This is a genomic window from Terribacillus sp. DMT04, from assembly GCF_019056395.1.
Taxonomy (GTDB): Bacteria; Bacillota; Bacilli; order Bacillales; family Amphibacillaceae; genus Terribacillus; species Terribacillus aidingensis_A.
On the sequence record NZ_CP077639.1, the window covers coordinates 3164850 to 3179574 of the forward strand.

Here is a 14725-nt window from a genome sequence, read left to right on the forward strand (position 1 = left end):
TCTGAAACTACAAAATGGCGTTATACCATTCTTTATCTTTTAATCATGCCATACACAGAATGGAACTATCCCTGGTAAGAGGACACTTCTCAGGGATAGTTCCGTTATAGTGTTTCATCATTGTTAATCTCACTTTCCATATATTATGTTTTAAGAAAAAATAAAATTAGCTTTATTTCAACAAAGATTTTCATACACTTTTAAAACCTTTTGCATCTCCTAAGTCTCTTTTCCTCGCCTCCAACACCTGATCAAAATACTGCGTAAAAACAGATTCTCCAGAATAAGAAATACATAAATAATCTTTTGCTCTCGTCATGCCTATGTAAAGTAAGGAAGCTTCCCTTTCTTCATCATCCTGCAAAGCATATGGAATGTTATCTGCGTTTACAATGAATACTGCTTGGAAATCGAGTCCTTTACTACTGTCAATTGTGCTGATTTTTACGGATTCATCATCTTTTTGGAAGTTGCGTTTGGACTGGCTATTCTCGGTGAGCCAGTAGTACGCGATTCCTTCTTCTTCTAATGCTCGAATTAGTGTATCTATGTAACTCATTTTGTAAGTTCCTTTTACTCGGTACAGAATGAGCATTTCTGAATACGGGACTTTCTTTTGTTCATGTAACTTCTTCATTTGTTTGGCGACGATCTTTGCTTCCTTTGCAAAGGACTCTGCTTTTATGATTGCGGGTTCGAAGCCCTTTCTTCTTGTACTTTGTGGGGCAATAATTTCACCCTCTGTTTCTTTCGTCACTACCTTATCTTTTAGTTTCGAGTGCGCTTGGTAAAAATCCCAGGCGAACTTAACGACTTGAGCGGTGTTTCGATAATTAATATTGAGAATTTTAGACCTCCCGCGGAAATCTAATCCAGTATCCTTCACATAGGAACGTTTACGCTTATAAATTGATTGAGCACGATCTTCCACAAGCAGCAGAGATTTTGTATTCTCGTTAAGTAACTCACTTACTAACTCAAACCATTCAGATTCAAAGTCTTGTCCTTCATCAATGAGAATAGCATCATATTTCGGCAAAATGGCTTCCTTATTCCGAAGTTTTTCGAGCATACTCGGGATCGATTGGTCCGAGCATTTTAAATCATGCTTCAACCATCCATGAAAATTGCGTACCTCGATACCATGCTTTGAGTTATCTTGTTGTTCATCAAAATCAAATAAATTATCAGGCTGCAGCATCATTTGTGAAACCATCTGTTCAATAAAGCGTGCAAGAGAGATGTTATAGCAAAGAATTAGTATCTTCCAATCTGGATTCTCTTTTGCTAGTAACTTCGCTCTGCTTGCCAAGATTAATGTTTTACCACTCCCTGCAACGCCTCGAATCAAACGATTCTTATCTCCAATTTGCTTCGCCAAATTCTCTTGATGGAGATCCATTGCTTTAATGTTGTGCAGCGACAATAACAACTGATCTTGATAAGGAGAAGGCTGCTTAAATTCTGCACTGATTCGAACTTCCGGAAATAAATGATAACGAATGGCGTCAATATCAGCTTTATTTAACGGTTCCCGTAAACGATATGGCACAGTAAACATATTCAAGATTTTTTCAATAAGAATCTCTTCAGAAAACGCCTCATCGTCTGGGTTAATTTCATCCCTCGTTAAACAAAGGGATGGCTCCACAACCGCATACAAGTCATGCTGGATAAAATCCTTCTGTGTTAACCTAGTAAAAACTGCCCCAGAACCATAAGGAAACTTCAAGCTGTAAGCATATTTTCCTTCAAGCTGAAGAAGGTTCTTGTCCTTCTTCAATGTGTTAACCAAGTGAAACATATTCTCCCGAGCTTGCACTAGTGGACTCTTCACCTTCGTCTGTTCACCAGCTGAAGTTACAATTGTCCATTCATCTTGATTCAGCTGGAAAAGTGTATTCTTCGTGTAATCCTTCACTTCTAAAACTAGTAACCCTAGATCTGGACCAACGATAACGAAATCTGGTCTTCTGCCATGAATATCAGGTTCAAAATACACAATGTAATCATCCGGTAAATAGTTCTTAAATGTAGAAAAGAGTAACCGCTCTCCTGCGGTTGCGGTGGTTCTTATTGATTCTGGTACAGTGTAAGCCACAAGTTATAACCCCTTCTCCCCTTTATGGGGTCAAATGATTTGACGAAAACCCCAACCATGCAGTTGGTTGGGGTACATAAAACACAAGTACAGCTATCAATTACTCAACAATATACCGATAAATCTTCTTATCAACAGGTCCTTCCAAAACCATATTCATCGTCACAACAGGAATGACTTTATCTTCCCCGTTTCTCATCTCTTCCTGCTGAACAGTCTGTTTATCGGGATGTACCTGACCTAAGTAATAGAAACCAATTCCTTCATCATCATCTTTTTTCACAAACAAGTGAATATCGATGTCGTTTTGGTCTGCGTTAATGATCTCTGCTACTTCTTTTGACTCAGTGGTTCGTTTGCTTCTGGTGTACCACTTGAATGTTTGTTCATTCAAGAAAGTGTCATCGTAGGCAACGCTAGACTCTACATCTTCATCTTTGTGGTATGTGACAAAGATTGGGCAGGTTTGATGCTTTGTTTTATAACCATAAATAGTAGAGCTTTCATCGCTGTCCCAATTTAGTAGTCGGCAGGCGTCTTTTCGAGTGTATTTTTCATAGCGAGTAAGAATGTTATTGCTGTATCGCTTATTTTTTTCCTTAGATGTTGCAAGTACATCCTTCAGAAGATGGGCAAAGGTATCATTGTTAGCAATACTATCCTTCAGTTCCTGTCTCAGCTTCAAGGTATGGTTCTCCACGATAACAAGCGGCCAATCGCCATACTTTTTCCGGTTCGTTTGGCTGAAGAAGGATAAATCAAATATACGAAGTACAGATGCTATTGTCTTATCATCATCTTGTAGCCCTATATCAGCTAATGTGTGTCTATATTCTTCATAAGAGATCTCTTCATGCTCACTTAGCATCTCTAACAACAAAACTTCATGGAGGCGTTTTCCATTCAACAGCTCCTGCGAAACCATTGTCAGAACTCTATTCTCGTAGTCTGAGATTGCGGGTACATCCTCTTTTACCGAAGCAAGGAATAGATGATAATTATCTTTAGCTTTAACAAGTACTTCAGGATCAATCGAATGATTTAGGATAAAGTCCTGCAAATATGGAACTCTGCCCAAACGATTTCTTAAAGCTGTATAGGCTTCTTTTAATGTCTTCATCGCTGTTAACTTACTGTCACTAATAGACTTATAGATTTGTTTCTTTGCTATTTCCTCGAAGTTAACCGTTGATATTCCTTTAATATAATCTGTGTTCTTCATGCGACGTCGAATGGCGTCTTTGTTTTGAGAGCTTTCACCAGATAGTGCTACTGGGATTAAGTAGTTGTTTTTATAGTTACCGATAAAATCAATAATAGTCACGTATTCTTTTGAATTATGCTTGCGTAAACCTCTTCCTAGTTGCTGAATAAAGATGATACTAGATGCCGTTTGTCGTAACATCACAACTTGGTTAATAGATGGTATATCGATTCCTTCGTTAAAGATATCTACCGTCAAGATGTAATCTAGTTCCCCATTCTCGAGCTGCTCGACCCTGCTTATACGCGCTTCTTGTGAATCATCACCTGTTAAAGCACATGTACGATAGCCTCTTTCATTTAGTGCATTTGCTAGCTGATGCGTCTCTTCTTTTCTACTACAGAAGATAAGCCCTTTCACCGATTCACCAGAATAACCATAATAATTTACCTTCTCAATAATATGGTTGATACGTTCATCGGTAACTAGATGAGCGAGCATGGCTGTATCACTAATCAATTCACCATTGTACTCAATATCAGTAACTCCGTAATAATGGAAAGGAGAAAGCATGTCCTCCTCTAAAGCTTCCTGCAAGCGAATCTCGTAGGCAATGTTGTAGTCAAACAGCTCATAAATATTAAAGTCATCCATACGCTCTGGCGTTGCTGTCATTCCTAACATGAAGGCAGGCTCAAAGTAGTCGATTACTCTTTGATAGGATTTGGCTCCAGCTTTATGAACCTCATCAATCAGCACATAGTCAAATGCCTCTCTCTCAAATAAATCGAGATTATCCTGTTTGGACAACGTCTGAATTGTAGCAAATACATACTTTCTATCTATCTCTCTAGAAGATCCAGAAACGATACCAAATTGCTCATCATGCCCACCGAGAATCTTTTTATAGTCACGCATTGCTTTCTGCAAGATCTGTTCACGGTGCACAATAAACAGCATGCGTTCTGGCTGCACACTGCGTACATCGAACGCAGACAAAAACGTCTTCCCTGTTCCAGTCGCCGAAATAACTAACCCCTTATTATGGCCCGCATCTCTTACTGCTTGGATTTGCGCTAAAGCTGCTTCCTGCATTTTATTTGGTTCAATACTTAAAGCATCCTGAATCGTATTGATCCGATAATTAGCAGGTAACTCAATTACTTTCTCAATTGCTCGCTTCTCTTTACTATCTTCATAGGCAACTGCATATCTCTCAATCCACTCTTCCGTAAGTGGAAAAGCCTTTTCCCAGACATCATCAAATTGATTAGAGAAGTTACGAATAATCTCCCCATCTTGATGCGAAGTAAGCTTCACATTCCATTCGTAATTCACCTGAAGTGCTTGCGCAGTAAGATTAGAACTACCAATAACCAATGTATGATGCGTCTCGTGGTGAAAAATATAACCTTTGGCATGGAAACCAGGTAAATCCGTCAGTTTAACATCAACATTTGGAATCTTTAACAACTCATGAAAAGCCTTTGGCGAATTAAACTGCAAGAAAGTAGACGTTAAAATACGTCCCTTTATCCCTCGTTGCGCCAAATCATAAAGAACTGTTTTTAATGTGGCTAATCCACTCTCTGTAATAAAAGCTACCGAGAAAATGAAACTCTGACAAACTTCTAACTCCTCCAATAGCGATTGCAACACTGTTGTATTCTGTTGGTGATTGTTCACCAACAGCTGAGGATTGAAATTCTTTTGATTACTATATGTATGATCAATAAATCCATTATGCAATGAGTCCTTTAAGCTGCTAATAAAATTATCCATTCACTCCACCATTCATTACCAATTAATAGCTTAATTGTAATGTTTTTTATCGATAGGGTAAATGGATAATTAGTAAAATGTGCTTATTTATGGTCTTTTTGGATTCTTTCAATAGCTGGAATATCTGCTGGTGCCCAGTCCAGGGTGTGTAACTCTTCTGGGGCTAGCCATTTAATTGCTACATGTTCTGTTAAGGTTGGTTCCCCTTCTTCTAATTCGCAATAGTATGTTTTAAGGTTAACTATCCCAAAGTCATATTCATATGTAGTATCTTCAATTGCTTCTCCGATCGAAATAATGCATTGCATCTCTTCTGTGAGTTCTCTTTTTAGTGCTTCCTGAGGTGTTTCACCCTTTTCAATCTTGCCTCCTGGGAACTCCCATTTTAATGGCAGCGATTTTTCTGTTCCTCTTTGAGCGCATAGTATTTTGTTGTTTTGTTTGATTACTGCGCCTACTACGTTTATGATCTTTTTCATAATATCTCCCTTATTCTCATACTTTCTTTTATTCTATTAAATTGACTTACCTTAAAGCTATCCACGCCTTTTAGTTAAAAAAACCAAACGTACATTCAAAGTATTAAAAGTGTTGTAAAACATCGGATTTGATGTGGTGCTCTAGTTATGAAATTAGAGCTGCTTTAATTCTAAGCTTTTTATGTGTGAACCTTTTCTTTAATTATTAATTTACTTCGTAGTTCATCACTTACAATTTCCGCTCTTTTACTGAAAAACAAATCATAGTCATTATCCCATACACCAAAAGTGTCTGGGTCAATAAAATGTGTTGACATCGTTTCGTCAAGGTGACTATTTTTCTTTTTAAAGTCACTCATATAAATAGATGGTGCCTTCGCTCTAATTACCCTCTTATTTAAATAGTCATCGACGATCGTAATATTAAGAATATGGTTAATATAAAACTCGTCTTCGTCTCTTGATTTTAGATATGCTTTTGGAAAGAAATGATGATAATTCTTGCTAGTTGCTATTTGTAACCAAGCGTTATCTATATGGACTCTGCTATTATCTGCAAATGATCTAGGTCCTTTAGATGCATATAAGCACAATATAGCCTTAATAAAGCTCCTACTAATACTAAACCAACCCTGATCTATTATTCGATCTGTAGAGATGTTCACTTCAAAATCATAACTAGGTAATTCATCATTTAGAATAGTTTCAATTCTTCTGATATCTTTTCCCAACTTAGTCTCTACTCCGCTTGAATATCTTTCTGTTAGAGATACTCTCCAAAAGAAATCTTGTAGATATTCTCTCTTTTGATCAAGTGGCCTATCGGGATGATAATAAAAGAAATAAGAAAACGGTACAATTAAAGCATCATAAGGGAGTATCTTAGATACAGGTATGCCGTAATAATTTTTAAAATAATCTATAGCTTTTTTTATTGCTATTGTAACGGATTCCCATGTATCAATAAAAGTTTGTTTTTCTAATCTCAGAATTTGCTTTCTGGTACAATCCTTCTTCAATATCAGGGAAATAACTTGTAGAATAGTAGAGCTTGAAATCGTCTTAAAATCTTCACCTATTTCTTCTATTAATTGATCAAATTTCTCCGATAAATCAAAATCCTGACTCGAATCGTATGTTTTTGCTACCATTACTTCGAAAAGTGTTAGTGTCTTTCCACCAACATTAAGCCGAGTAAAAACATCAGTTGCTACATCCAAAGAAGCGTTTTTTAGTATTACTAAAGAGAACTGATACGATTTAAATCTTTCTTTATACAAATCTATCTTATCCAGTCCCTCTTCTGTATATTGTCTTACTAAGACACTCATCTTCCCATTCAACAAGTCAGTTATAGTTACATATCTTTTAGGGTTTTCTTCATCGTAGTTTAACGTAACTATATCTTCGTCTTCACTTGCTTCTAAATCCACATATATTTGAGCAAAATCTTCTACCTTACTATTTCTTGCAATCTTAAGCCCTTTAAAGCAAGTATATAAACTTGTAATCCTTTGCTGTCCATCAAGAATATACTGTGCTACGTGTCCTGCTGGCGTCTCGGGTAAGTTATGGTTTCCAATATTCCTTATAGATCGCAGTTCCTCTTGTGTTTCCCATAAAATAAAGGTACCTATAGGAAAGCCCTTGGCAATACTATCTAATAGTTGCGCCGCTGCTTTTCTTTCCCAAACATATTGCCTTTGGAACTGCGGTATTTTTATTCTGCCACTTTCAATATCATTTAGCAGTGACGATAGCCCTGTACTTTGTGGTTCAGGTTGTATCATCTTATTCCCCCCATAAAATAGATTTACATCTATAAGCGTACATGAAAATAATATATATTAGTAGTTTTTTTGAATGGTCTAATAATTAATCAATTACCCCGTTGATTGGATTAGCTTCCCCTATTGCTTCAGTGGCTTTCGAATTTTATGACTCTATGTTTTCCCCTTTCTCTTCTGCACTTGCTGTTTCTTCGAAATCCATTTAAGCTAGTGTCGTTGTATTTGCAGTATTTTGTTTGTCTTGTGAACAAGCAGCTAAGAGGGATGTACCGAATAGCACAATTCCCTTTCTTAACATTCATTCTTCCTGCTATGACTTGAATCGGAGAATCCGAATGCTGGCATAGTGTGGCAAGGGTTTCGATGACGATAAAGGTTTCAGAGAAGATGAAATTACTCAAACCCTATATAAAAATAATATCTTTTGGCTTGAAATTATGAAATGGAACTAAAATTTACGCAGCTAAAAAAGACCTTCCCGCGCCGCAGAAAGGTCTCTCAAAGCATCACTATACTAATCACAGAAATAAGAATAGAACCAACACCAACGATGAACGTACTTTGCGTAATAAAAGCTCCCAGATTTGTTTTAAAGGACTGAATCGTATAATCATTTTTTATTTGCTTATCTGCTCTCTCCATAGCTCTTGATTTGCGGATCACTCGCTCTCCAATTATCCTGAAACCTTCTGTGACTGGAGTAAGGAAGCCTGTTTTGAAGATGATTGCGATACTTGCAATGAGTAATAGGAAAAGGCCAATTAAAAATGCGGCATTGGAGAGACTTGCCTTAGTAAAGGGAACAGCTAATGTTGCCACGTACCAGCCAAGGATGGTGAGGAAGAACAAAGATACTTTCCATTTCATGTGATTTGCAAGCTCCTTTCTTATGTAACGGAAAGCCGGACCTGCAAGAGATCCCGCTTTCCTTTCATTTAGTTTTTTTCTTATTCAGAAACTTTTTCTGCCCATTTCAGGTAAGGATAACGGTTTACTGGATAGACAATGTTTTCGAAGTTCTGAGCTGTTAAGTAGTTGTTTGTATAATGGTAGATTGGGTTGAACGGCAGCTCTTCCATTAATACAGCTTCTGCTTGATGCAATAGTTCGTAACGTTTTTCTGGGTCTTGTTCTACTTTGGCATCGGCCATTAGCTGATCGTATTCTTCATTCACCCAGTTGGTACGGTTGTTCGGGCTGTCGCCTAGATAGTAATCAAGGATTACCACTGGATCTACCAGCACGCCGATCCAGCCCATACGAGCCATTTGGAAGTTACCTTGTTTTGTTGTATCCAGGTACGTTTTCCACTCTTGGTTTTCCAATTTCACGTCTACACCAAGATTCTCTTTATACATAGCTTGCACCGCTTCGGCAATTTTCTTGTGGTTTTCAGACGTATTATAAAGCAGCGTTACTTCTGGAAGCTCGGTCCAGCCTTCTTCTTTCATACCTTCTTCTAGCAGTTTCTTCGCTTCTGCGGCATCATCTTCAAAGTATGCACCACCAGCTTCTCGGAAGTCACCTTCTGGCGTTTCTACACCTTCTGGTACAAATGCACGTGCTGGCGTTTCGCCTGCTTTGGTTACATTTGTTGTTAATGTCTCACGATCTACCGCTAGATTAAATGCTTTTCTGACTTTCGCATTGGTGAATGGTTCTTTGTCGACGTTAAACATATACATGTACGTACCAAAGTATGGCACTTCACTATATTCTTCAGAATCCTTTTCTTGATCAATCACATCAGATGGCAATGTCTGAATAAGATCCAACTCATCTGTCTTAAACATTTGATAGTACGTTGTAGCGTCGTTTACCATTTTGTAAGTTACTTTATCAAGGTTTACGACATCACGATCCCAATAGTTCTCACTCTTCTCAATAACTACTTCACTATCATGCTCCCATTTTGTAAGCTGGAATGGGCCGTTACTTACATACGTATCTGCTTCTGCAGACCAATTTTTATTCTCTTCGACAACATCCTGCTTCACCGGGTAAAATGACCACATTGTTAATAGCTCATCAAAGTATCCAAGTGGTGCTTCTAATTCCACGACGAGTGTCTTGTCATCTTCTGCCGTTACGCCAACATCTTCTGCAGAACCTTCCCCTTTGTTATAAGCTTCTCCGCCTTTAAGATAGTACAAGTAGAAGGCAAAGGAGCTACCTGTATCCGGATTCAGCGTACGTTTCCATGCATATTCAAAGTCACCAGCTGTTACGTTTGATCCGTCTGACCACTTGGCATCATCACGAATGGTAAAGGTATATGTCTTCCCGTCTTCGGAAACATCCGCATTACTCGCTGCTCCCAGCACTGGATTTCCATTTTCATCTTTAGTATAAAGTCCTTCAAACACATGATCTAAAACCCAACCTGATGTTGTATCGGTCGCTAATGCTGGATCAAGATCAGGCGGCTCACTCATGGCATTTACGGTAATTTCCTGCGCTACATCTCCGCTTCCTGACGTTCCCCCACTACAACCTGCGACAAATACAGCGACAGCTACTAGCAATACTAGACTCTTTAGCCATTTTTTCATCATAATGCCCCCTTCAGATTTTTAACTATTGTAAAGATGACAAGCTGTCCAGTGATTGTCTTTCACTTCTCTCCACTCAGGTACCGATTGTGCACAAACATCCATTGCAAATGGACAGCGTGTACGGAATCGGCAGCCACTTGGCGGGTCAACTGGACTTGGCGGATTACCTTCTAACACAAGTCTTTCACGTTTCTGCGCTTCCGGATTAGTAACTGGAATGGCTGATAATAACGCTTTGGTATACGGATGGAGCGGGTCATGAAACAGTTCATCGCTGTCGGCAAGTTCCATCATCTTCCCTAAGTACATCACACCAATTCGGTCACTAATGTGCTTAACCATACCTAAATCATGCGCAATAAATAAGTACGTAAGGTCTTCTTGATCCTTCAGGTCTTCCAATAGATTAATAACCTGTGCTTGAATTGATACATCCAGTGCGGATATCGGTTCATCCGCTACAATAAACTTCGGTTCAACCGCCAGAGCGCGAGCAATGCCGATTCGCTGTCGCTGCCCGCCACTGAACTCATGCGGGTAACGTTTGGCATGCCCTGGCTGTAATCCAACTCTTTCTAACAGTTCATAAACGCGTTCCTGGCGGCTATTGCCTTTCGCTAGCTTATGCGCATCAATCCCTTCAGCAATAATGTCGCCAACGCGCATCCTCGGATTTAATGAAGCATGCGGATCTTGGAAAATGACTTGAATCTCTCGGTTAATCTGTTTCTTTTGCTTTTTATTTAATTCACTTAGATCCAGACCGTTGTAGACAATTTTTCCGGACGTCGGACCTTCCAAGCCAACGATCGTTTTGCCTAGTGTCGATTTTCCACTGCCGCTTTCTCCTACTAGACCAAATGTTTCGCCGCGCTTGATATCAATCGAGATATCATCAACCGATTTCACGGTTAACTCTTTGCCGATTGGATAGTATTTTTTCATTTGATCGATTTGAATGATTGTCTCCGTCATAGCTGCTCCCTCCCGGCTGCTAATTCTTGTAGGGCTGGTGTTCGTGAATCGTTCAGCCAGCATTTCGCCTCGTGTCCATGCTCGATGGAAAACGCAGGAGGCATTGCTTCGACACAAACGTCCATCGCGTATTTACAGCGCGGTGCAAAAGGACAACCTTTCGGTGGAGAAAACAAATCTGGTGGTGCGCCGTCAATTGGCACCAATCGCTTTTTATCTGCTGCATGGATATCTGGAATCGACTCTAGCAGTCCCCACGTATAAGGATGCTTTGGATTGTTGAATAGTTCATTTACTGGTGCCGTTTCGACAATCATGCCGCCATACATAACCGCTACTCGTTCTGCTGTCTCGGCTACAACGCCAAGGTCATGGGTAATTAATATAATGGAAGTATCTAGTTCATCTCGGAGGTTCTTCATCAAGTCCAACACTTGGGCTTGGATGGTAACATCTAATGCTGTCGTAGGTTCATCGGCTAATAGAACTTGTGGATGACAAGCAAGTGCAATAGCAATCATAATTCGCTGCCGCATCCCCCCGCTGAATTCATGCGGATACTGATTATATCGTTCTGCAGGATTGGAGATACCGACAAGACGAATCATTTCAATCGCGCGTTCTTTCGCTTCTTGCCCTTTTATATCTTGGTGTGCTGTAATGCTTTCCGTAATTTGTTTGCCGACCTTCATGGTAGGATTCAATGATGTCATCGGATCTTGAAAGACCATACTAATCTTTGAACCTTTTACTTTTTGCATTTCTCGTTTGGATAGCTTTAGCAGATCCTGTCCTTCTAGGAGTACTTCTCCGTTCTTTATTTTGCCTGGCGGAGTTGGGATGAGGCCCATGATGGACTGCACAGTAACACTTTTTCCGCTGCCGCTCTCTCCAACTATCGCTAAGATCTCTCCTTTATCCACATGGAAGGAAACATCCCGAACGGCTTGCACTTCTCCTCCATATGTTTTAAAACGAACTTCCAGATTGTTCACTTCTAGTAAGTGTTCCAACATCCCACCTCCTATTTATTCGCTTTCGGATCCAGTGCATCTTGCAGACCATCACCGAATGCATTAAAGGCAAACATGGTGAGGGCAATCATAAAGCCTGGGAAAAAGAGACGCCACCACTGCCCGCTTAAAATAACACCTAATGAATCGTTCGCCATTGTTCCCCAGCTGGCAAACGGCGCTTGCACTCCTAAGCCGAGAAAGCTGAGAAATGATTCAGCAAAGATTGCTTGCGGTATGGTAAAGGTCAAATTGACGATAATGATGCCAGCTGTATTAGGAATCAAATGCCGCCAAATGATCTTTCCGTGGGAAGTCCCCATTTTTTGTGCAGCCAGTACATATTCCTGGGATTTCAGCTGCAAGATCTGACCGCGAATGATTCTGGCCATTCCTACCCAGCCGGTGACAGATAAGGCGATAATAATTGAGGTTACACCTGGCTCCATAATTACCATCAGCAGAATAACGATTAATAGATACGGAATTCCGTATAGAATTTCAACGATACGCATTAAAGAGCCATCAATTCGATCACCAAACTTACTGCGGCCAGCCATATAACCAGAGATACCGCCAACTGTAACCCCGATGATAATATCAATCGCTGCGGCAACGAGACCTATCGTTAGCGATACTCTAGCCCCATACCACGTTCTGGACCAAACATCTCTACCTAAATCATCGGAACCGAACCAATGCTCGCTGTTCGGAGCAACATTTGTGTTACCCAGTTCTTGTTTAGCAGGATCGAACGGTACCATATGCGGACCAGCTATGGCAAAGAAGGCAATGACGACTAACAAGGTAAATCCAAGTACAGCCATCTTATTTTTTACAACGTTAAGAATGGTTTCTTTCCACACGCTCATACTCGGGCGCTGGATCGGATCATGGCCCCTGTTTTCTGGTGATAAGGGGCGAAAAAGGGAATCATCAACTGTAACGCGTCTTTCTTCCATCTTACTCCCCTCCACTTGTTAGTTTTATTCTTGGGTCAATGTAACGGTAAGAAATATCAATGATGAATAACGTCAACACGAGCAAGGTACTGAAAAAGATGGTAGTACCCATAATGACCGGATAATCGCGGTTAAAAATACTATCTACAAAATAACGGCCGATCCCTGGAATAGCGAATATCTTTTCGATAACGAAGGTTCCGGTAATTAACGATACAAAGAGTGGTCCAATAAAAGAAATGACCGGTAAAATCGCATTTCGAATGCCATGTCTGATGACTAGCTTTGATTTTGACAGCCCTTTAGCATCTGCTGTCTTGATGTAGTTTTGATTTGTTACCTCGAGCATACTTGACCGCATAAACCGCGCAATAACAGCTAGCGGTGTTGCGGCTAATGCGAGTGTTGGCAGAATAGAATGCTGCCAAGTCCCCCATGAGGCTACTGGTAACATCCCCCACTCAACGGCAAAGTACTTAATTAATAGCGGAGCCAGGATAAAGCTAGGGACTGAGATACCGATAATGGCGATAAACATAGACACATAATCCAGTGCTTTGTTTTGATTCAATGCTGCGATAATTCCTAGCAGCAGTCCGAAAATTAATGCGACGATCATTGCTTGCAATCCTAGTAGCGCGGAAGCTGGTGCACCATCGGCAATAATAGAATTAACCGATCTAGTTTCGGATTGAATGGAGTATCCCAGATCAAATGTCACTAAATCCTTCATATATAAGACGTATTGCACAGCAATTGGCTCATCCAAGTTATACTTCGCTCGCATATTTTGTAGCACTTCTTCCGGCAGCACATCGGCATCCGATGCAAACGGATCACCAGGGATAAATTTCATGATCAAAAATGTCAAACTCGCTATGACCCATATCGTAAGCAGCATGGTAAGTAATCGTTTTACAATATACATGCAGATTCACCTCCGCTATTTTTCTAGCTGCACCGCTCTAGGCATTCACGCTGCCAAGTACACCATTTGTAGCTGTCATGGCAATGATTACGCAGCCCCACATATGTTTGTAGGCGGTTACCATATTGTCACACGTGAAACGAATGCTTCTTGGACCAGTTAAGGTTACTGTAGGCAGCGTTGTTGTCATCATCGCCTGCTGCGGCCCCTTTAACTCGATATCGAACGTAACAGGACCTTCTGTTCGTAGCGGTTTATAGGACTTTGCATTCTTCACTGCTCCCTCGGCCTTTTCACGAATTTCTTTTTGAGCAATTTCTGGATGAATCAACTCGGCCGCGAAACGATCTACAGCACGCTTGGTGACAGCAGCTTTTACGTCTGGTAATGTTTCTTGGACTTCTTTTACGTAAGCATCATCACCACTGATGAAAATAGCAGGGACATGAAAGCTGCCCGCTACAAGCGTGTTCATTTCTGTTTCGCCAACGACCTTGCCATTGATTTTCATTTCATTTACACAAATACCTGCCAAAGTGTGACTAATGACTGCGCGTTCTGATCCTGCTTCACGTCCATGATGACCAACAAACATAATAGCGTCGAACGTATCATCTAATCCTTCTAGCTGACACATGACGCGGTTATTACCAGACACAAGTCTTGCACGAGCATCCAACTCTTCTACTAGTATGTTGGACATATTGCCATGCCCATCCGCTACGACCACCTCTGTGGCCCCGCCGTTGAAAGCACCCTCGATAGTAGCATTTACATCTGCTGTCATGAGCTTTCTGAATCGCTGATACTCGGAATTTGTTTTTAACTGCTGGTTGGTTGCTACTCCTGAAATACCTTCCATATCTGCTGAAATAAAGATCTTCATCGCCATCACCCCTGATTGATAATTATAAATTTTCACACTAATTAGCTTAA

11 protein-coding genes are annotated in these 14725 nt (G+C 40.3%); all 11 read right to left on the reverse strand.

The genetic code is table 11. The features are described from left to right. Window positions 1-190: 190 nt before the first annotated feature. The 11 genes from KS242_RS16270 to KS242_RS16320 all read right to left on the reverse strand — a co-directional run bounded on the left by KS242_RS16270 (window position 191) and on the right by KS242_RS16320 (window position 14675). On the reverse strand, window positions 191-2101 hold the full coding sequence (locus KS242_RS16270) for a DEAD/DEAH box helicase (protein ID WP_217322295.1): 1911 nt from the start codon (window positions 2099-2101) through the stop codon (window positions 191-193). Between the two features lie 100 nt (window positions 2102-2201). Further along, on the reverse strand, window positions 2202-5087 hold the full coding sequence (locus tag KS242_RS16275) for a DEAD/DEAH box helicase (protein ID WP_217322296.1): 2886 nt from the start codon (window positions 5085-5087) through the stop codon (window positions 2202-2204). Between the two features lie 83 nt (window positions 5088-5170). Next, the gene (locus KS242_RS16280) at window positions 5171-5566 is read right to left on the reverse strand and encodes a (deoxy)nucleoside triphosphate pyrophosphohydrolase (RefSeq protein ID WP_217322297.1); all 396 of its coding nucleotides are present in this window, start codon (window positions 5564-5566) and stop codon (window positions 5171-5173) included. Between the two features lie 179 nt (window positions 5567-5745). After that, window positions 5746-7356 (reverse strand): DUF262 domain-containing protein, encoded by a 1611-nt coding sequence (locus KS242_RS16285; RefSeq protein WP_217322298.1) that lies wholly within the window; start codon window positions 7354-7356, stop codon window positions 5746-5748. Between the two features lie 498 nt (window positions 7357-7854). Further along, window positions 7855-8223, reverse strand: a complete 369-nt coding sequence (locus tag KS242_RS16290) for a DUF3899 domain-containing protein (RefSeq protein ID WP_217322299.1) — start codon at window positions 8221-8223, stop codon at window positions 7855-7857. 80 nt (window positions 8224-8303) lie between these two features. Continuing rightward, complete coding sequence (locus KS242_RS16295; RefSeq protein ID WP_217322300.1) at window positions 8304-9908, reverse strand: peptide ABC transporter substrate-binding protein; 1605 nt, start codon at window positions 9906-9908, stop codon at window positions 8304-8306. 21 nt (window positions 9909-9929) lie between these two features. Further along, the gene (locus tag KS242_RS16300) at window positions 9930-10886 is read right to left on the reverse strand and encodes an ABC transporter ATP-binding protein (RefSeq protein ID WP_217322301.1); all 957 of its coding nucleotides are present in this window, start codon (window positions 10884-10886) and stop codon (window positions 9930-9932) included. Further along, on the reverse strand, window positions 10883-11902 hold the full coding sequence (locus tag KS242_RS16305) for an ABC transporter ATP-binding protein (RefSeq protein WP_217322302.1): 1020 nt from the start codon (window positions 11900-11902) through the stop codon (window positions 10883-10885). The genes KS242_RS16300 and KS242_RS16305 overlap by 4 nt, the downstream gene beginning before the upstream one ends. A gap of 8 nt (window positions 11903-11910) precedes the next feature. Next, window positions 11911-12861 carry an ABC transporter permease gene (locus tag KS242_RS16310; RefSeq protein WP_217322303.1) on the reverse strand — a complete coding sequence of 317 codons (951 nt, stop codon included), beginning with the start codon at window positions 12859-12861 and terminating at the stop codon, window positions 11911-11913. A gap of 1 nt (window position 12862) precedes the next feature. Beyond that, on the reverse strand, window positions 12863-13789 hold the full coding sequence (locus KS242_RS16315) for an ABC transporter permease (RefSeq protein ID WP_217322304.1): 927 nt from the start codon (window positions 13787-13789) through the stop codon (window positions 12863-12865). 37 nt (window positions 13790-13826) lie between these two features. Beyond that, a complete protein-coding gene (locus KS242_RS16320) occupies window positions 13827-14675 on the reverse strand; it encodes a M55 family metallopeptidase (protein ID WP_217322305.1) in 849 nt (282 codons plus the stop codon). Window positions 14676-14725: the final 50 nt, after the last annotated feature.